The following is a 19,734-nucleotide window of genomic DNA, read 5'->3' on the forward strand; positions in this document are numbered from 1 at the left end:
TCGGCGACATTAATCAACACTCCCCGCCGCACCCAGAACCGAACTATATTCCCACAACCCGCCTAAAACGTATGGCTCAGGCACTATGCTTCGCTACCTGATCGTACAAAGTCGAGCTTAGAACCCGACCCAAAAGTTGTTGAGCAATACCAGCATGTTGTGATTCGCGCCGTCCTGCGAGAGATGGAGTGAATGATGGCATGGACTGGCATTGCCCGGCAGGCACATAGCCGAAAAGGACTGCGCTATTCCAGCGATATGACCGACCGGGAGTGGGCGTTAGCAGCGCCGTTCATCCCTGTGGCGAAGCGGGGAGGTCGACGCCGGACAACGGACATGCGCGAAGTCCTGAACGCCTTGCTCTACATCGCGGCGAGCGGTTGCGCCTGGCGGCTTCTGCCCAAATGCTTCCCGCCGGTCTCGACGGTCCAGCGCTATTTCTACGGCTGGCGCAACGCTGGCCTGCTCGAGGCGATGAACACGGTGCTGGTCATGAACCTGCGCGAGATCGAAGGACGTGAGGCAAGCCCAAGTGCCGGTGTGGTCGACAGCCAGTCGGTCCACGGCCCTTGCGGCTATGACGCGGGCAGGAAGATCAAGGGCCGCAAGCGGCACATCCTGACCGACACCTGCGGCTTCCTCGTCTTCATTCTCGTGCATACCGCCGATATTCAGGACCGCGATGGCGCGGTCGATGTCCTCAAGGCCGTGCGGCAGCGGCTTCCCCTGGTTGCGCCATGTTTTTGTCGATGGCGGCTATGCGGGCGACAAACTTCGCGATGCCATCGCTGGATCGGGGCAATGCGTGCACATTATAGCTGGCGTCGATATGATCGCGACACCCAGGATCGGCAGATTTGGTCAGGCAGCGCTTGTAACATCCAACTATAATGGTTTCGCTATGGCGCTGGATCTACGGCACGAGCCGTTATCCTATTTCCATCGCCGCGTGATATCCTGAAACACCGCCCAGACCTGGACCGGGATGGGTGGATGCGCCGATGTGGAACAGGCGCTTGACGGGCGTTGCATGGTTTCGCGTTCCCGCGAAGGGGCGGAACAGATGGAACTGGTCGATGGAACAGACGCCCGAATAGGGATCGCCGCCGACGAGGTTGACGTTCGCCGCCTCAAGGTCATGCGGGCCGAGGACACGCATCCCCAGCGTCGCGCGTTCAAGGTTCGGTACATGCGCGGCGATGCGCGCGATGATGCGCTGGGCATAGGCCTGCGCCACGTCGTCGTTCCAGCGGCCATCGGCAGGCACAGCGATCTCTCCGGCGGCATCGCCCCGGATCGTGCGCGGCAGTTCCTGCAACTGGACCCACAGCATCGAAGTGCCCGGCGGGCAGCGCGAGGGATCGGCGTGGGCGGGCTGGCCGACGACGATCGTGGCCTCGGCGGGGAGCAGCCCCCGGTCCGCCTCGTTCACCGCGCGCGAGACGCCGTCCATGCCGGGCGTCAGGTGCAGCAGGCCGACTTTGCCGAGGTCCGGATCGGCCCACTCGGGCGGCTCGGACAAGGCGATGTGGATCTGCATGCAGGCGCGGCCGTAGCGGTAGTCGGCGGCGCGCTCAGCCGTCGCGGGCGGGACGTGCTCGGCCGGGAGCAGGCGCTGGTAGAGCTGCGTGGGCGTGACATTGCAGGCCACCCCGCGCCGGGCAGTGAAGGTGCGGCCATCGGCGAGGCGTACGCCGGTCGCGCGGCCCCGTTCGACGATGACCTGCGCCACGTCCGCATCGGTGAGCAACGCACCGCCGCCGCCTTCGATGATCGCCCGGAAGCCCGCGACGATACGGTCGCTGCCGCCTTCGACGAAGGGCAGGCCCGCCGCTTCCAGCGTGAACATGACTACCCGCGCCATCATCGCCGAGGCGGCGCTTTCCGGGCCGAGGCCGACATGCAGCACCCACGGCGCGATCAGCGCATGGACGAGGTCCGAACCGAACCGCGCCTCCAGCCAGTCGCGCGCGGATTTCAGCGAATCGGCACCGAACGCGCTGACCTGATCGATGCCCTGTTTCAGCAGCGTCCTGCCCAGCAGGCTGGCGGTATCGAACGAGCGCGGCTCATTGCCCAGCAGGCCGAACAGGAGCGGCGCCTGTTCCTCGACGCCCGCCATCGCTCGCGCGTGTGCCGCGCCATCGCCCGGATGGGCCGCATCGAATGCCGCGACGTTCGCCTCGCGCGATCGGCGCAGCAGCAGCGATCTGCCATCGGGCAGCAGCACGCCGGTCGGGATTTCCGCCTGGACCATGCGCACGCCATGCGCTTCCAGCTTCGGCGCCAGCTGCGGGTAGAACGGCGTCGTCACGAACAGCGGGTAGGACATCGAGAACAGGTCGTGCCGGAAACCCGGCACGGTCGCCTCCTCGGTGCGGATGCAGCCGCCCGCCACCGCGGCGCGCTCCAGAACGAGCACGCGGCGGCCCTTCGCCGTCAGTTGTGCCGCGCAGACCAGCGAGTTGATCCCGCTGCCGACGACGATGGCGTCCCAGTTGGTGTTCACGCGGGCACAGCGGTCTTGGCAGCAGGTGTGCGGATGCCTTCCGCCTCCAGCAGCGGCAGCACGGTATCGCGGAAGTAGGGGAACTCTTCGGCGTAGTCGACGAACGAAAGCGTGGTGCCGCCGAACCCGGCGCGGTGCAGGCCGATCAGGCCCTCGGCCACCTGCTCGGGCGTGCCGATGAGCGGGACGCCGCCGTGGCCCATGCCCATGCGATCACGGATCAGCGCCAGCAGGTCATGCGGGAACGACTGCGCATGCGCGAACTGCAGGTTCACGAGGTTGTCGAGCGCCACCGAATCGAGCGCGTCGCCAGTGAAGTGTGCGACGTAGTCCTTCGCCTCCGCCTCGGTCGGACGGCAGACGACATGGCTGAAGGTCAGCACCTCGACGCTGCGGTCCTGCTCGGCGGCGGCCTTGTGCAGCTCGGCGACTTCGGCGGCCGAGCGCGACAGGTCGATCGCCGGGGTGAACAGGAAGTCGGCGTTGCGCACCGCGAAGTCGCGCCCCTGCGCCGATCCGGCGGCGTTGATGATCGGCGGGCGGGCGACGACGGGCTTGGGATCGGAGTGGATCTGTTCCAGCTGGAAGTGCTTGCCCTCCCAGTCGAAGCGCCCTTCGCGCGACCACAGGGCCTGCACCACGTCGAACCATTCCTGCGCATATTCGTAGCGCGTCTCGTGATCGGCGGCGAGCTTCAGGCCGAGCGCGCGGTATTCGGGCTCGTTCCAGCCGGCGACGATGTTGAGCCCTGCGCGCCCGCCGCTGATGCGGTCGATCGTGGCGATCTGCTTGGCGATGACGACGGGGTGGTTCACCGCCGTATGGATCGTGGCGAAGACGGTGATGTTACGAGTCGAAGCGAGCAGGGCCGAGGCCCAGGTCATCGTTTCCAGCACCGAGCCGTGGAAGTCGGTCTCGCCGCCGTAGCCGATCCAGCGGGCGATCGGCAGCATGAAGTCTATGCCTGCTTCGTCGAGCATCTTCGCCAGCCTGAGATTGTTTTCCCAGCTTGCGTTCCAGCGCTCGGGAACCGTGGTGACGGACATGCCGCCCGAACAGTTGGTTGCAAAGGTGCCCAGCTTGAAATGATCCGGACGCACCATCCCTCGATCCTGTGTCATGCTACTCCCCTTCTTCGATTTCTAAATAAAAAATTATGTTAGCTTTTGATGCTTGTCCATCGCAAAAATTACAGTTAGATTTCGACTCAAGGACAAACAGGGAGTCCGAAACATGGGGCGAAGCAAGGCTTCCAGGCCGCCTGCGGGCGTGCCGGGACCGGGTGATCTCGATCAGCGCTGGCATCTCGCTTCGACACCGCACGAAGTGAATGTCACCGAACTCGAATTCGCATTGATGCGAGTTCGGGAGTCGTTCGAACGCTGGCAGGGCGAGTGTTTCGCCGCCGCCAGCGGGCTGTCCGCTTCGGGCAGCGAGAACGCGCTGCTGCACACCATTCGCCTTCACGAACGCGCCAAGCCGCTCAAGGAACTGGCGCGCCTGACCAACCGGGACGACGTTCCCAACATGCAGTACGCGCTGCGCAAGCTGACGAAGCTCGGATTGATCGAGCAGATCGGCAACCGCAGCAACGCGGTCTATCAGGTTACTGACAAGGGCCGCGAAATCTCTGATCTCTATGCGGAATTGCGCCGCCGTCACCTCATCGAATTCACCGAAGTGGTGAAGGATATGGACGAACGGCTGCGCCAGACGACCCAGACGCTCAATCTGCTTTCCGGCATCTACGAACAGGCCGCGCGCGTCACCGCGACGCACCAGCGCTTTACTGACGGCCGATAGACGCCGGTTCATTCACTGACTGACACAGGCCGGAATTCCGGCGGCGCGTAGTCGCGTCCAAATAGTTCATATCTAAAGATTTTAGGCTTGAAGTTGTTTGCAGGAGGCTAGCGGCACCACGTCCCGGGCACACGGGCGGGCGCCTTGGTGAAATCAGTACCAAGGGGAGTAATCGTCATGAGGACATACACCAGTATCGCCGCCCTTGTGGTGGCGACCCTATGCGGCGTCTCGCAACCGGCGCTGGCGCAGGAAGCGCAGGCGGACAGCGGCGGGCTCGGCGGCGAGATCGTCGTCACCGCGCAGAAGCGCGAGCAGAAGCTGCAGGACGTCGGCATCGCCATCACTGCCTATTCGGGCGAGCAGCTGCGCACGCTCAACGTCACCGACAGCCGCGATCTCGCGGCGTTCTCGCCGGGCGTGCATACCGGCGGCAACATCGCCGGGCAGAACACCCAATTCACCATTCGCGGCGTGACGCAGAACGATTTCAACGACATCGTCGAGGCGCCCAATGCGGTCTATCTCGACGAAGGCTACATCGCGATCGCGCAGGGGCAGACCTTCGCGACCTTCGACATCGACCGTGTAGAGGTGCTGAAAGGCCCGCAGGGTACACTGTTCGGCCGCAATGCGACGGGTGGCCTCGTTCACTTCGTCAGCACCAAGCCGAGCCTGACCGAGACCACCGGCTACATCGACGTGAAAGGCGGTATCTACGATTCCGTCGGTTCTCCGATGATGTTCCATGGCGAGGCCGCGCTCAACGTGCCGCTCTCCACCACGCTGGCGGTGCGCGGCGCGGTGATGTGGAACAAGAGCGATGCGCTGCTGCGCAACCGCTATCCTTCAGGCGCGGTGGGCGGATCTCCGGGCGCCGGAGCGGGCGCGAACCTGGGTGACGACGATACGCTGGCGGGCCGCCTGACGGTGCTGTTCGAGCCGACCGACACCGCCCGCTTCACGCTTTCGGGCAATGCCGCGCGCAGCCGCATGTCCACAGCGCCCTACCAGAGCAAGTCCACCATCGGCGTCTTCAATGCCGACGGCGAACTGATCGACGTGCGCAATGCCGCCGCCGACGAGACCCGCGCGACGATCGGCGCGAACGGGCAGGACATGGGCTCCGACACCGACAACAACGGCGTCTTCGGCGACAGCTATGGCCGCCCGGTCGCAGGCGGGGACTTCTTCGGCTACATCGACCCGGACGGGAAGGACTTCGCCACCTCCAGCGACTTCGCCTTCAAGAACCACAACCACGTCAAGACGCAAGGCCTCAACCTGACGGCCGAGTTCGATCTGTCGGATGCGGTCAGCCTGACTTCGGTGTCGGACTACAAGCACTTCGAGAAGCTGCTGTTCGTCGACGTCGATGCCGGGCCGGGCAATCAGGCGGCGAACTATGCGGGAGTGAATGCCAACACCTATTCGCAGGAACTGCGCCTCAACGGGTCGACCGACAGCCTGAACTGGGTGGCGGGCGGCTTCTACCTGCATATCGACAACCACTCGCTCAACGGCCTGAAGTTCCCGGTCGGCAGCGTGGTGCCGGGTGCACCGATGGACCTTGGCGTCGATGCGCGGCTCAAGACCGATTCCTATTCCGCCTTCGGTCAGGTGGAATGGAAGTTCGCGCCCAAGCTGACGATGATCCTGGGCGGCCGCGTGATCCGCGAGCAGAAGGACTACGCCTTCTTCCAGGGCATCTGGAGCACGCCAGATTCGCGCAAGGTCCACACCGGCACGCCCATCGTGATCGGCCCCGACAACGGCGCCCCTTATACCGACAAGCGCGGGCAGACGCTGTGGGCGGGCAAGGCGCAGATCGAGTACCGCCCGGACAGCGACCTGATGCTCTACTTCGGCGTCAATCGCGGCGTGAAGGCGGGCAGCTACAACGCGCAGCTGGCGGGCGGCCTTGCCGTGCCGACAAGCGCGATCCCCTACAAGGGCGAGACGCTGACCAGCTACGAAGGCGGCTTCAAGTACACGTTCCCGGACGGCCGCTCGCGCTTCAACGTCTCGGCCTATTACTACGATTACAAGGACTATCAGGCGTTCCTGTTCACCGGCGTTTCGGGCGTGGTCATCAATGCCGATGCGCGCACTTACGGGATCGAGGCGGAAGTGTTCACGCAGCCGCTCGACGGACTGGACACCGGCCTTTCGCTCTCGTGGTTCGACGCCAAGGTCAAGGATGTGCCGCTGCGCGTCGACGGCCCGATCGTGCGCGACGTGGAGCCGGTCTACGCCCCGCACCTGCAGGCCACCGGCATCATCCGCTACGGCTTCGACGCGCTGGGCGGGCGGATGTCGGTGGGCGGCGATGCGCAATACACCAGCAGCTTCTACTACAACCTGCGCAACTTCTCGGCCGACAAGTTCGGCGGCTACGTGATGGTCAACGCCAGCGTGAACTGGAAGCTGGACCCGTGGGACATCACGTTCGCGGTGCGCAACCTGACCGACGCGCGCGCGGGCGTGCAGGGCTTCGACCTCGCGACGTTCTGCGGCTGCAACGAAGTCTCGTACAAGCCGCCGCGGATGTTCCAGATCGGCGCACGCTACTCGTTCTGATCGACCTCAAAGGGTCGTCATTGCGAGCGGCGAAGCCGCGAAGCAATCCAAGGCAGTTTTACGCCGCCCTGGATTGCTTCGCTACGCTCGCAATGACGAAGGTATGGGTATGAATGAACCGGGCGCTTCCCAAGCGGGAGGCGCCCGTTTTTGCGTTTCAGCGGCGGCGCAGCGTCTGGGAGGGCGTTTCGCCGAACAGCTGGCGGTATTGCCCGGCGAAGCGGCCGAATTCGAAGAAGCCCCAGCGGCTGGCGACGGCGGAAACCGTGACACCCTCGCTGGCCGAGAGCAGGTCGTCGCGCACGCGGCGCAGGCGCACCGTGCGCAGGTGCGCCATCGGCGAGGTGTCGCGGAACCGGCGGAACCCGTCGAACAGGGCGCGGCCGCTGACGCCGCTCGCCTTCACCAGATCCTCGATGCCGATGGGATCGGCGGCGTGGTCCTCGATGAAAGTCTCAACCAGCCGGACATGGCGCGGCGCCACGGTGCAGGCGCGCGAGTGCAGGCTGTCCGAATAGTTGTGAACCTGCCCTTCGAGCAGGCTGGTCAGCAGCGCCGTCTCCAGCAGTTCGAGGCTGACCGCATTGGCGCCGCTGCGCCCCTGATGCTCGACATGGCTGATGAGCAGTTGCACGAAAGGCCACCAGTTGGCGCCGGGGCCGTCCTTCGGAATGGCGAGGCGGAAGTTGAGCGGTTCGCGCAAGGGGCGGCCGAGCATCGCGGACAACTGCTGCTCCAGCGCGGCGCGCTCGATGCGCACCATCAGCTTGGCGCAATCGGCGGACCAGCGCATCGCCACCTGCTCGGTCGGGTTGAGGATCGTGCCGAGTTCGCCGTGCGCAGCCACCAGCCGTCCGCCCGCCTCGACTTCCGCCTTGCCCGAATAAGGCAGCATCAGCAGGTAGAAGTCGCTTAGCCGCGACGGTTCCACGCGCACGTCGGCGCCGTAGCTCATCGCGCTCAGCGTGGTGCGCTTGAGCCGCACCGCGTTCTGCCACGCATCGACCCGCCCGCCGCGTTCGCACGGCGTCAGGCGATGGTCGCAATAGATCCGAGCGACCGTGTCGCGTGCATCGTCGACATCGGTCGACGCGAACAGGCGATGGCCGCTCAGCGGGCGGAATGTCCCGTCCAGCATGAGCCTGTGCTCCCCGTCATGGTCGGGCTTTCGGCCCGTCATCGTTATGGCGAAAGTACATCACGGAATGCTGCCATCTGCAACCATTCCATCGGACAAGGAATCCCGTTTGAGGACCGCAACCATGCGCAAAGTGCAGCGCCTGTGCGCGTGGCGCTGCAAAACGCGCAGCAGGCACTGCGATGCCTTCCCCGCGCCCGTCGCCGGTATCAGACCGGGGCCATCGAAGCATGGCAAGGACGATCGACATGAAGGGTATCGCAGGCAGGACAGTCATCATCACCGGCGGCGCGGCAAGCATCGGCAAGGTGCTGACCCGGCGCTTTCACGAGGAAGGCGCGAACGTGGTGATCGCGGCGCGCTCGGGCGCTCCGGCTCAGGAACTGGCGAACGAACTGGGCACGCGGGCGCTGGCGGTGGAAACCGACATTCGCGATGACGCTGCGCTTTCGGCGCTGGTGGCGCGCACGGTGGAGGCGTTCGGCGGCATCGACTGCATCGTCAACAACGCCTGCTCCTACGTCGACAACGGCGCGGCATCGAGCAGGGCCGAGTGGCTGGAGACGCTCGACGTCAATCTCGTTAGCGGGGCGATCCTAGTGGAGATGGCGCGGCCCCATCTGGCGAAGAATCGCGGCAGCGTGGTCAACATGGCCAGCATCAGCAGCCATGCCGCGCAGGCCGGGCGATGGACCTATCCGGTGTCCAAGGCGGGCATTCTGCATCTCACCAAGCAGCAGGCATTGGACTATGCGCCGCACGGTATCCGCGTGAATGCGCTGGTGGCGGGCTGGACATGGTCGGACCCGATCGCGGGGCTTTCGGGCGGCGATCTGGCGAAGGCCGATGCGGTGGCCGCCGAGTTCCACCTGCTCGGGCGTCTCGGGCGGCCCGAAGAAGTGGCCGACGGCGCGCTGTTCCTGTGTTCGGACCATGCCAGCTTCACCACCGGCTCCGAACTGCGGGTGGAGGGCGGCTATCTGGCGATGGGGCCGGAGCAGGCCGGACCTGCCATCGCCAAGCTGACTGGTGGTTCGGGCAGCGTCATCTGATTTCGGCATTTGATTTCGGCACTGGCCGAATGGCGGCTGCACTGGCTGCATAGAGCCCGCGCGGCCGCCCTGACTATCCTGTGGTCATTCGATCAATCACAGGAAAAGGCTGGGCAAGATGACCAAGATCGGCATCGTGGGAGCAGGACAGGCAGGGTTGCAGCTGGGCATCGGGCTGCTGGACGGCGGCCATCAGGTGGTCATGCTCTCCAACCTCACCGGCGCGGAGATCGCCGCCGGGCGCGTCACGTCGAGCCAGTGCATGTTCGACACCGCCCGATCGCACGAGAGGGCGCTGGGCCTCGCGTTCTGGGATGAGGCCTGCCCGCCGGTGGAGGGCATCGGCTTTGCGCTGGCGGGAGAAGGTCCGGACAAGCTGCTCGACTGGTCGGCGCGTCTCGATGCGCCCGCGCAGTCGGTGGACCAGCGCGTGAAGATGCCGCGCTGGATGGATGAATTCGAGGCGCGCGGCGGCGAACTGCGCATCGTCGATGCCGGTATCGCCGAACTGGAAGACCTCGCGCGCGAATGCGATCTCGTGCTCGTCGCCTCGGGCAAGGGCGAAGTCGGGCGGCTGTTCGAGCGGGATGCGGAAAAGTCTCCCTTCGACAAGCCGATGCGCAGCCTCGCGCTCACATACGTGCACGGCATGCGCCCGCGTGAGGAATACAGCGCGGTCAACTTCAACCTGATCCCGGGCATCGGCGAATACTTCGTGTTCCCCGCGCTGACGCTGAGCGGCCCGTGCGAGATCATGGTCTTCGAGGCGATCCCCGGCGGCCCGATGGACTTGTGGAGCGCCGGGGCCAGCCCCGAGGAGCATCTGGAAATCAGCCAGCACATCCTCAAGCGTTTCCTGCCCTGGGAATACGAGCGCAGCCGCGACTGCACGCTGACCGATGATCTCGGTGCGCTGTGCGGCCGCTTCCCGCCGACGGTGCGCAAGCCGGTGCTGACGCTGCCCTCGGGCGCGAAGGCGCTGGGCGTGGGCGATGCGGTCTGCCTCAACGATCCGATCACCGGTCAGGGGGCCAACAACGCCGCCAAGTGCGCCGCGTCCTACCTCGCCTCGATCCTGGAGAACGAGGGCAAGGCTTTCGACGCGGCGTGGATGCAGCGCACCTTCGATCGCTACTGGGATTATGCGCGCGATGTGGTCGCATGGACCAACGGCATGCTGCAGCCCCCGCCGCAGCATATGGTCGAGTTGCTCGGCGCTGCCGGAGCACAGCCGCGCGTGGCGCACTGGTTCGCCAACAACTTCGACGATCCGCGCGGGTTCTTCCCGACCATCGCCGACCCGGCGCTGACCGCCGCCTTCCTAGCGGAAACGGTGTGAGCCATGGACCGTATCGAACTGCGCCGCACTTTCGGCCGCTTCGCCACCGGCGTCACGATCGTCACCTGCGAGCGTGAAGGCGCGGTCCACGGGATGACCGCGAACAGCTTCACCTCGGTGTCGCTGGAGCCCGCACTGGTGCTCGTCAGCATCGGCAACCACGCACGCATGGCCGCCATGCTGCGCGAGGGCGGGCAATTCGGTCTCAACATCCTCGGCGCGGAGCAGCAGGGGCTGTCCAACCACTTCGCCGGACGACCGGGGGCGGCCGAAATTCCCTTCACCCGTCACGGCGCGGTGCCGCTGATCGAGGGCGCCCTCGCCCATCTCGTCTGCACCTTGCGCGACGTCTTCCCCGCCGGAGACCACGGCCTGTTCGTCGGCGAAGTGCTGCACCACGCACAGCACGGCGGCGCTGAGGAGGAACCACTGCTCTTCTACGGCGGACAATACCGGCAGATCGACCGAGCCGCCTGATCAGACACTCAAAACAACGACAGGGAAAGATCATGACCATGAGGACGATGAAGACTGCGCTGAAGCTGGCTCTGGCCGCAGGCGCACTGGCCGCCCATCCCGCGCTTGCGACCGAAGCGGGCGGCGGCGTTTACCCCAACGGCGCCGAGGGCTATTCCGGAGCCGCCCTGCCCCCGCCCGGCACGTACCTGCTCGGCTACGTCGAGCACTACGATGCCGACCGCTTCAACGACGGCAACGGCGATTCCGGCCAGTTGCCGGACTTCCATGCCCGCGCCGACGCCGCGATTGCGCGCATCGTCCACGTCACCGACAAACATATTCTCGGCGCCAGCTGGGCGATGCAGGCGATCGTGCCGGTGGTGAACCTGCGCGTCGGCGCGGCGGGCATGGCCGACGAGACGACCGGCATCGGCGACGTCATCGTCGATCCGGTCATGCTGGGCTGGCACTTCCCGAGCGGCGTCCACATCACCACGGGGGTGGACGTGACGGTCCCGGTGGGCCGCTACAACCCACGCAAGCTGTCGAACATAGGCCGCAATTACTGGAGCGTCGAACCTGTCGTCGCCTTCGCCTATTACGGCAAGAGCGGCTTCTCCGCCGATCTCAAGCTGATGTACGACATGAATTTCCGCAACGGGGACGCGATGGTCACGCCGTTCAACCCGACCGGCGCCGATTACCGGTCAGGCGACGAGTTCCACGCGGACTTCGCGGTAGGGCAGCAGATCGGCAAGCTGAAGCTGGGCGCGGCAGGCTATTTCTACGCGCAGACGACGGACGACAAGGTCTCAGACGCGGGCGCGCAGGCCACCATCGACGCGCTGCGCGGCTTTCGCGGCAAGGTTTTCGCGGCGGGGCCGTCGGTCAGCTATCAGATAGGAAAGGCGCAGATCATCGGTACGTGGCAGCATGAATTTCATGCTGTGTACCGGCCCCAGGGTGACAGAATTTGGCTAAAGGCGATATTACCGCTCTGAACCGCATCAAGAATTTTTGGCAACTCACGCGCGATGAATAAATTTCCAATCGTATATTACGGAGTCACAGCAGTTTTTGGCCTATCGCCAGCGCAATAACTGACATGCTTACCCCGGAATTTGATGGTTCATTATTTAACCAGTAATGGATAGATGCTCTATGGGCCAAATTCTTCACGGGAACGCCCGAACGAAGGAGGCGGTCCGTCGAGCGAACAATATAGGCAAGAGAGCCTGAGGATGCTGGCAGAGCATCATGGCTTCAGCCTTCTCGATGACGTGGCATAAACCGGACGCAAGTTCGCTGCATCAGCAGGCGCAAGCTGGACGCAGCGAGCGAGCGTTGCAGGGTCATGCCGGCGCAGTGCCGCCGGTTTTCGTGGTCGCTGCGGGCGCTTCGCGGGCATAAAATGCCTCGGGAAGCCATCTCAGACGCGGTTGAATTATGTCTCCATGGTCAGGCTGTCCAGCAGAGCATCTGCCGCGCATTGTGCGCGAACACGTCGTTCTTCGCTTGAAGGTCCGTTCAGCCCTAGCATGACCTTGTAGATATCCAGTCCGACCAGTCGGTCGAGGAACTCGGCTCCGAGCATCCGCCGCTCTGTCTCTTTCAGGCCATCTGCCTCGGTGCGACCGGCCAAGAATGCGTCGAGCGCCGCCTGATGTGAGCCGATCAAACCGTCAAAGGCCATCCGGGCGAGTTGTGGAAAGCGTTTGGTCTCAACCATGACCGCTCGAAACAACGTCACGGTATCCTCGCCGGCCAGCCGCTCCTGAAACATGACGCCAACGAATACGAGAATGTCCCGAAGCGACTTTTTCAGCGACGCTGCCAACGCGGCTTCTTCCTCCCGGTCGGCCGGATGGCAAGCGCTTTCGATCACCGCCGCGAACAGATCATCCTTGTTCTCCGCATGCCGATACAGCGTCATGATCGACACGCCTGCCGCAGCGGCAATGCCTTCCATGCTTGCCCCACTGTAGCCGTGACTCAGGAATGCTTCCTTCGCGGCGCTCAGGATGACTTCCCGCTTTCGCGCCATCAGCTTTGCCTTGGGATGGTTGCTCGCCCAATCTTTCATTCCAATCTCGCTCCAAACGATAGTCTTGCCTATCGTATCAATTGCGATAAGATAACCCATCATATCGAATGAGGCATGCTCAGCATAGTTCACGCGGGCATGACGTCTCCGATCGCAATCACGGCAACGACATAAGGTGCCCGAGATGCCGGATGAACAGAAAATGCCGTCCCGCGCGGCATTGCGGAAATTCCTGATCATGTTCGGATCGGTCCTGGTCGTTCTACTGATCGGGACCATTCTTCTGGCCGTTACATTCACTCCGGCCCGGCTTGAGACCCAAGCCGTCATCATCGCGCGGATCAGGTCGATCGTCGCACGCTATCCGCAGGTTCTTGCTGTCCCGGCGCATGACGCTCGCGCGTTCGTGGCGATCCCCGTCGTTCCGCGATCGATGAAGTGAGCGGTCGCGCGGACCTGCCTCATGGGTCACTGTCAGTGGGAGTTTTGAATGAACAGAGTTATGATCGGCCGCGGGATGATCGCGGCCAGCCTTGCCTTGGGCGCGATCGGATCGACGATCATCGACAATGCCGAAGGTTCGACGGCGCATATGCTCGCCATCGCGACCTGGCCGCCGCACGCGTTGTTTCACGATGCGGCGATGTTCCTGCTGCTCGACAGCGTGTCGCTGATCTGCCTGTGGCTGCTGTTCCGCAAGTCGCGCGAGCCGATCGTGGCGGCGCGAGTAGCCACGATCGTCGTGCTCGCTTACTGGCTGCCGTTCTTTTTCATCACGACGCTGTTCCCACAGGCAAGCTTGGTGCCGGAAAGCCCGGTTGGAATGCCTTACAATATGGGAAACGTCGGCCAATGGTCCCCAAATGTTCGGCAGGCGACACCGTTCATCCTCGGAATGCCGCTCTATCTTAACGCCGCAGTCGCTGCATCGTGGATCAGCATCGCCTTGATCGGCTACCGAGTCTTTAGCAAAGCAATGCGTGCCGGCGAGGTCGATCCGCTGTGGCTTCCTTAGCTTGCGAGCCGCGGCCTAGATGGTCGGTCCCGGCATTTGATAGTCTACAATCGGCCCCCCGAAACTGCCGCCCGCCTGAAGGCTTTCCTAACCTGGCCGTGTTCCTGAGGCAGCGGAGCTTTAACGTCGACGCCAAGGCCGACCCATCCAGATGGTATATTGGCGGTCAACAATTGGGCATTCTTGCCATGCCAGCCTCCTGAACGGCAATCCTGCAATAAGACGACGTCCAACGGAGTGCCTGAAGCCGGCAATGCGCCGCTTCAGCCGGGTGCGCTTTCCTGGTTTGCATGCCCAATAGCGGTGGAAGATCGGCGTGCAGATACTCTCAATCCAGCGGCCGCACCGTCTCGTCGAAGCTGATAGTCGAGCGGATTTCCAGCGTCTCCGGCCCGATCGACATCGGGCAGCGGACGCCGGGCAGAACGGCCACGTCGAACAGCTCGGTGATGAAGCCTTCCAGCTTGATCCACTCGACGATGCTGCCACTGGCAAGCTCCACCACCAGCACGCCGCACCATGGCTCGGCATCGCGCGTCTTCATCTCGCCGTCGAGCAGGAGGCCGGCGAACGTGCCGTTGCGCGGCTTGGACACGGTGACGAGCGCGTGACCGTTGTGCAGCGCCATGCCGCGCAGGAAGCCGGGGCAGAAGGCGATGTCGGCCTTGTCGCCGCTCGCCGGGTCGATACGGATGATCTGCCCGCGCCCGCTGTCCAGCGCCAGTACCGATGCGCCGTCGATGCGCGGGCTGTGCGGCATCGAGAGCTGATCGGTGACGATGCGGTCGGTCTCTATATCGATCAGCACGCCGCCTTCGTGACGACGCTCGCGCCAGCCGTTGACGATGTCGCTGCGACTGACGGCGGTAACATAGCGCGCGCGGCCGTCGTGGATCGCCATGCCGTTGAGGTGGCAGCGATCCTCGGGCGCCAGCTTCGAGATGAAGGGTGGCTTCCAGATCGGGCGGAAGCTGTGGTTCAGGTCCAGAGTGGCGAGGCAGCTGTACTTCGTGTTGACGAACAGAACGCGGCCCGCCCGGTCGGTGCCGATCTCATGCACGTCGACGTCGCCCGTCGTCTGCGCGTTGCGCGGGACCAGGGCCATGTCGAACTGCTGGTTCGCCACTTGCCCGGGCTTGAGCATATTCTCCAGCCGCCAGACCTGATGCAGCGATCCGAGGTAAAGCCGTCCCGGCTGGTAGCAGACGCCCATCGCGCGAGTGAAGTTCTGCTGGTTGAACGAGATCGTCCCGTTCGCCAGTACTCCGGTCAGGAACAACTGCCCGGTCTGGTACGAAGTGAAAGCGAAGCTCGTGCGGTTGCGCAGCAGCCAGTCCGCCAGCCCGCGCGAGACCGAGATGTTGGTCGGCCCGTTCGCGGAGGCCTTGTCCGTATCCGTCATGATATCCTGCTTGCCGGGATGCTTCAGAATGGGATCTTGATCCCCGCCCGGCCGCCCGCGCCGCTGTAGTCGCCGCTGGCGTCGAGCGTGCCCTCGATGAAGCCGCTGATCCCGCCCGGCGTCGTCACGTTGAGGCCCAGCGTGCCCTGGCCATACGTGCCAATGCGCCGGTTGCCGAGGGCCAACGAATAAGGGCCGGACACGAAGATCGCGCCGTCCCGGCCCTTGAACTCCTTCACCGCCATGCCGCTGGCATAGAAGGTAAGCATGTTGCCGCCGCCGATGGCCCTGGTGCCCCCGATACGCAGGCCCGCCTTGCCGCGCAGCCCATCCGCCCGGTCGTAGTCGAGCACCTGACCGAGCGCCTCCAGATCGTCGAGGCTGGTGCGGACGTAAGCGATACTTGCCAGCGGTTCGGCGAAGAACCCGGTCGATCCGAAGCGGAAGCCCGCTTCCGCCTGCGCACCGATGGCGTTGCCGCCGAGGCCGTCCTTGTACCCGGTCGATCCACCATGCGCATCGATCCAGTAGTGGTCGTACTTGACCAGCGCATTGGCGAAGAACCCGCCCGCCTGAAGCGATGCATAGGCACCGAGGTTGAGCCCGTCGTAGTCGAACCGGGTCGCTTCGGCGAAGCGCAGGGTGGAGGACAAGTAGCCGCCGGTCACGCCGAAGACCACGCCGCCCTTCTCGCCCATCGTGCCGATGTCGAACCCGAGCTGGCCGCCGAAATAGTCCTGTCGGTAATCGAGGTCGTAGCTGCGCGCGATGCCGAACTGGCTGACCGCGCGGGTCTCGTCCCGCTTGTCGACGCCGCCCGACATCTGCAGCCAGAAACCGCCCGAGTTCGCAGCATTGGAGAACCGTCCGTCGCGCACGGCGGTAAGGTGCGCCGTTACCGCGTCGGCCGAGCGATACCAGAGGCTCTGCGCGCCCTCGAGCGCCTTGACCGCGCGATAGGCCCCCGCGCCCGGTGTGCCGACGAGTTGATAGGCGAACGTCGTCGGCCGGTAAACGAGATCGAGCGCCACAAAGCCCACGTCAGCCAGGTTCGGCGCAAGCGTGAAGGCCGTGGGCGAGGAAGCCGCCGAAGCCTGCACCAGGGTCAGCCCCGGCGTGACGTAGACGGTACCGCCCAGATCTAGCTGGATCTGTGTCGATCCCGCCGCCGTGCCGACGTTCAGCCGGTCGGCGGTCATCACGCCCGCCGCGCTGGATGTGAGATCGAGGCCCAGTCGGCTCGCGCCAGACCCAGTGAAGGAGCCGGGCAGCGTCAGTTGGTCGCCCACGGTGCCATTGCGCATGTCGACGAGGCCGGAGTTGGCAAAGGCCTCCAGCCCGTTGAAGGTCGCGCTGAGCGGCGCAGTACCTGGCGCATCGACGAGCAGCGTTCCGGTGTTGGTGAACACGTCGCTACCTGCGCCGAAGTCGCTACCGGCGCTTGCGCGGAACAAACCAGTGTTGGTGAAGCGATCATCGCCCGCCGAAAGCAGCACGCGCCCGTTGATGGTGCCCGCGTTGGCGACCACGGCCGGGCCACCCGCCACCACTATGGCATGCCCGCTGCCGGTGTTGAGCGTGCCTCGATTGGTGATCGTGGTCGTGCCTTCGGCATCGGTCTCGATCCCGTCGATCGCGCCCGTCACGGAGCCCGCCGCGCCGATGGCAACGGTCACGTCGCCCGCTGACTGGATCGTCACTGCCGTATCCTGCGCCGCCGAAACCGCGCCGGTCAGGTTGACCGCCACGTCGCCGCCGAAGCCGAGCGCGGTGATCGCGTTGCTGTTTGCGCCCGCCGTGCTCAGCGTGCCTGCATCGATGGTGATCGTACTGCCTTCGCCGAACGTCGCCGCGCGGATCGCATCGCTGTCGTCCCCCGACGTGGAAACGTTACCCGCCGTAACGCTGACATTACCGTAGCTGCCTGCCAGCACGCCGAGCGAGTTGGTCCCCTCGGTCGAAACCGTCCCGACGCTGACCGCCGCGCCTTGCGAGCCATATGCGTTGATCGCTGTCGCCACTTCGCCGGTGGTCGCCACCGAGCCGATCGTCACCGATGCCGTACCGTAGCTGGTCGATACGCCGATACCCGCCGAATAGTTGCCCGAGGTCGTGACCGAGCCCGAGCCCCGAACCGCGACGTCATCGTATCCATCGACGATGATGCCCGCGCTGCTCGCTCCCGAAGTCGCGATCGTGCCGTCGTTCACCACAACGCCGGGGCCGTAGATAGCCTCGACGGTGACGCCGTTGGCAAAGTCGCCGCGGGTCGAGATTGCGCCGGAATTGGTGACGGTCGCGCCGTAATAGCCGCTCGCGAAGACGCCGGTGGCGTAATTGCCCGCGGTCGTGACCGAGCCGTTGATCGTGACCGTTGCGGTGCCGAAAGAGCCCGTCGCCTGCACGCCGCCCGCACCGAAGTAGAAATTGCCGTCCGTGCCGCTGGTCGACAGGTCGCCATTGACGGTGACGCTGGCGTTGTAGCCATAGGCCTGCACGCCCACCGCATCGTCGCCGGTCGTGGTCACGTCGTTCACGGTGATCGAGGCATCGCCCAGCAGGCTGAAGGCATAGGCGCCGAAGGCCCCGTAGCCTGCCGTCGAGATCGCCCCGGTGGAGGTCACATCGACGTTGCCGGTCAGAGACAGCGCGGCGATCCCGTCCGACAGTGTGCCGCTGGTCGTGACCGAACTGACATTCACCGTCACGTCACTGCCGCCATAGACGCTTGCCGCATAGGCGCGGATGCCCTGCGCATACTCGCCGGTCGTCGTCACCGAACCTGCGGTGACGCTGATGCTGCCATAGCGGCTGTACCCTTCGATGCCGACCGCGCCGTCGCCGCTCGTCTGGACGGAACCGGTGCCGCTCACCGCCACATCGTAATAGGCGCCCGCGTAGATGCCCGTCGAACCATTGCCGCCGGTGTTGATCGAGCCGGTGTTGACGACGTCGGCGTTGCCGAGGAAGCCGACCGCCACGACGCCCTCGGAGGCTTCGCCCTGCGTCGAGACCATACCGGTGACGGTGACGGAGGCGTTGTAGCCCACCGCCTCCACCGCCGGGGAATTGTCGCCCAGCGTCGATGCGTCATGGACCGTAATCGCCACATCGCCCACTTGCGAATAGCCGTAAACCGCCGTCGAATTGTTGCCCTGCGTGGTAACGTTGGCCACGTCGATCACCGTGCTGCCGCCGTAGTACGACTTCGCCAGGACGCCCATCGCGTCTTCGCCGCTCGTCGACACCGTGCCGGTCGAGGTGAAGCTCGCCCCGCCGAGGCCGGTACTGAACATCACCGCACCGTAGGCTCCGTCGCCGCTGGTGCTGAGGTTTTCCACCGAGAGGTTCACGGTATCGGCCTGCATCAGCACGCCGAGCGAGGCGAAGCCTGCGGTGGTGATGGTGTCGGCGGCGATGTCCACCACGCCGTCTCCGGCGAAGGACACTGCCGTGATGCCGTTCGAATAGTCCGCCTCGGTCGATACGGTGCCGAGGTCCATGCCGATCGAGCCGTAATAGGACCGCGCCTCGATCGCCGTCGAGCCGTAGCTGTAGAAGCTGCCGCCCGTCGTGCTCACCGTGCCCGCGGTGATCGAGATGTCGCCGTGCCCGGCGTAGGCATTGATGCCACCGACGTAGTAGCCCGAGGACGAGACGCTGCCGACGTCGATGGTCACGTCACCACGATAGGAATTGGCGCTGATCCCCATCCCGCTGTTGCCCGTCACCGTGATGGTATTGGCAGTGATCGAGACGTTACCTTCGTTCGAATTGGCGTTGATCCCGCCCGATGCACGCCCGCTGGCGACGATGCTGTCGGTGTTGATCGTGAGGTCGCCGTAATTGGTGAGACCAAGCACGCCGAGCGATCCGGTGCCGCTCACCTCGATGGCGGTATCGACCCCGCCATCGAGCGTCACCGCGCCATCGTTAAATCCGATCACCGCCACGCCCGGTACGCTGGCTGTCGGGGCGATTCGCACGCCGGGCTCCAGCACGACGGTCAGGTCGAGCACCGGCGCGGAGGGATCTAGGCCGGGATCGAGCGCCGGATCGGCGGCGGGAGAGTAGTACTCGATCCCGTCCGGATAAGGATTGCCCGCCGGAGTGCAGGTGACCACGCCATCGATGTGAGTCCCGCAGGCATCCTGCGCATGTGCCGGCAAGGCAAGGCCAACGGCCATGCTCGCCAGAGCGGATCCGAGAAACAGATTAGTCGTCCGCCGGTTCGATGGTCCGCCCCGTGACGCAACGCGCTTATCCATTTTGTTGCCCCTCAATATGGATATTTACGTAAGCTACGGAATAATCGCATCAAGGCAAGCACGGATGCGACCAGCAGAGCGAACCCCCTTGGCGCTTGCCACCGCCCGTCGGAGAAATTCGCGCA

14 protein-coding genes and 1 pseudogene are annotated in these 19,734 nt (G+C 64.6%); 9 read left to right on the top strand and 6 right to left on the bottom strand.

Going from position 1 to position 19,734, the window contains the following annotated elements:
- Positions 1-195: 195 nt before the first annotated feature.
- A pseudogene (locus ACYPYD_RS12530) lies at positions 196-802 on the top strand (IS5 family transposase); the annotation flags it as partial.
- A gap of 126 nt (positions 803-928) precedes the next feature.
- On the opposite strand, the gene ACYPYD_RS12535 reads toward ACYPYD_RS12530, so the two are convergent.
- A complete protein-coding gene (locus ACYPYD_RS12535) occupies positions 929-2,509 on the bottom strand; it encodes a phytoene desaturase family protein (RefSeq protein ID WP_459663423.1) in 1,581 nt (526 codons plus the stop codon).
- Positions 2,506-3,630, bottom strand: coding sequence for an LLM class flavin-dependent oxidoreductase (locus ACYPYD_RS12540; protein WP_459663425.1), 1,125 nt, complete (start codon positions 3,628-3,630; stop codon positions 2,506-2,508). Before ACYPYD_RS12540 ends, ACYPYD_RS12535 begins: the two co-directional genes overlap by 4 nt.
- A gap of 112 nt (positions 3,631-3,742) precedes the next feature.
- On the opposite strand from ACYPYD_RS12540, the gene ACYPYD_RS12545 reads away from it, so the two are divergent.
- Positions 3,743-4,312 carry a winged helix DNA-binding protein gene (locus tag ACYPYD_RS12545; RefSeq protein ID WP_211151642.1) on the top strand — a complete coding sequence of 190 codons (570 nt, stop codon included), beginning with the start codon at positions 3,743-3,745 and terminating at the stop codon, positions 4,310-4,312.
- 177 nt (positions 4,313-4,489) lie between these two features.
- Positions 4,490-6,892, top strand: coding sequence for a TonB-dependent receptor (locus tag ACYPYD_RS12550; protein ID WP_459663427.1), 2,403 nt, complete (start codon positions 4,490-4,492; stop codon positions 6,890-6,892).
- Positions 6,893-7,049: 157 nt separating this feature from the next.
- Here ACYPYD_RS12550 and ACYPYD_RS12555 read toward each other — a convergent pair whose 3' ends face one another.
- Entirely contained in the window at positions 7,050-8,072 is a 1,023-nt protein-coding gene (locus tag ACYPYD_RS12555) for an AraC family transcriptional regulator (RefSeq protein WP_248006322.1), read from the bottom strand.
- 206 nt (positions 8,073-8,278) lie between these two features.
- Here ACYPYD_RS12555 and ACYPYD_RS12560 point away from each other — a divergent pair, with 206 nt between their 5' ends.
- The 4 genes from ACYPYD_RS12560 (at position 8,279) to ACYPYD_RS12575 (ending at position 11,881) form a co-directional block, all read left to right on the top strand.
- Positions 8,279-9,082: an SDR family oxidoreductase gene (locus ACYPYD_RS12560; protein WP_459663429.1), complete on the top strand. Its 804-nt coding sequence runs from the start codon at positions 8,279-8,281 to the stop codon at positions 9,080-9,082.
- A 118-nt stretch (positions 9,083-9,200) separates the two neighbouring features.
- The gene (locus ACYPYD_RS12565; protein ID WP_459663430.1) at positions 9,201-10,421 is read left to right on the top strand and encodes a styrene monooxygenase/indole monooxygenase family protein; all 1,221 of its coding nucleotides are present in this window, start codon (positions 9,201-9,203) and stop codon (positions 10,419-10,421) included.
- A gap of 3 nt (positions 10,422-10,424) precedes the next feature.
- Positions 10,425-10,898 carry a flavin reductase family protein gene (locus ACYPYD_RS12570; RefSeq protein WP_008827930.1) on the top strand — a complete coding sequence of 158 codons (474 nt, stop codon included), beginning with the start codon at positions 10,425-10,427 and terminating at the stop codon, positions 10,896-10,898.
- A 32-nt stretch (positions 10,899-10,930) separates the two neighbouring features.
- Entirely contained in the window at positions 10,931-11,881 is a 951-nt protein-coding gene (locus tag ACYPYD_RS12575) for a SphA family protein (protein WP_459663432.1), read from the top strand.
- 443 nt (positions 11,882-12,324) lie between these two features.
- Here the strand turns inward: ACYPYD_RS12575 and ACYPYD_RS12580 are convergent, their stop codons facing one another.
- Positions 12,325-13,056 (bottom strand): TetR/AcrR family transcriptional regulator, encoded by a 732-nt coding sequence (locus tag ACYPYD_RS12580; RefSeq protein WP_459663434.1) that lies wholly within the window; start codon positions 13,054-13,056, stop codon positions 12,325-12,327.
- A gap of 52 nt (positions 13,057-13,108) precedes the next feature.
- Here ACYPYD_RS12580 and ACYPYD_RS12585 point away from each other — a divergent pair, with 52 nt between their 5' ends.
- Both ACYPYD_RS12585 and ACYPYD_RS12590 read left to right on the top strand, forming a co-directional pair.
- The gene (locus tag ACYPYD_RS12585; RefSeq protein ID WP_289357081.1) at positions 13,109-13,366 is read left to right on the top strand and encodes a hypothetical protein; all 258 of its coding nucleotides are present in this window, start codon (positions 13,109-13,111) and stop codon (positions 13,364-13,366) included.
- Between the two features lie 48 nt (positions 13,367-13,414).
- Positions 13,415-13,939: a hypothetical protein gene (locus tag ACYPYD_RS12590; RefSeq protein WP_459663435.1), complete on the top strand. Its 525-nt coding sequence runs from the start codon at positions 13,415-13,417 to the stop codon at positions 13,937-13,939.
- A gap of 328 nt (positions 13,940-14,267) precedes the next feature.
- Here the strand turns inward: ACYPYD_RS12590 and ACYPYD_RS12595 are convergent, their stop codons facing one another.
- Both ACYPYD_RS12595 and ACYPYD_RS12600 read right to left on the bottom strand, forming a co-directional pair.
- Positions 14,268-15,341, bottom strand: a complete 1,074-nt coding sequence (locus ACYPYD_RS12595; protein WP_459663437.1) for a TIGR03032 family protein — start codon at positions 15,339-15,341, stop codon at positions 14,268-14,270.
- A gap of 23 nt (positions 15,342-15,364) precedes the next feature.
- The gene (locus tag ACYPYD_RS12600; protein ID WP_459663439.1) at positions 15,365-19,528 is read right to left on the bottom strand and encodes a beta strand repeat-containing protein; all 4,164 of its coding nucleotides are present in this window, start codon (positions 19,526-19,528) and stop codon (positions 15,365-15,367) included.
- Between the last annotated feature and the right edge of the window lie 206 nt (positions 19,529-19,734).

It is taken from the genome of Novosphingobium sp. 11B, assembly GCF_054589055.1.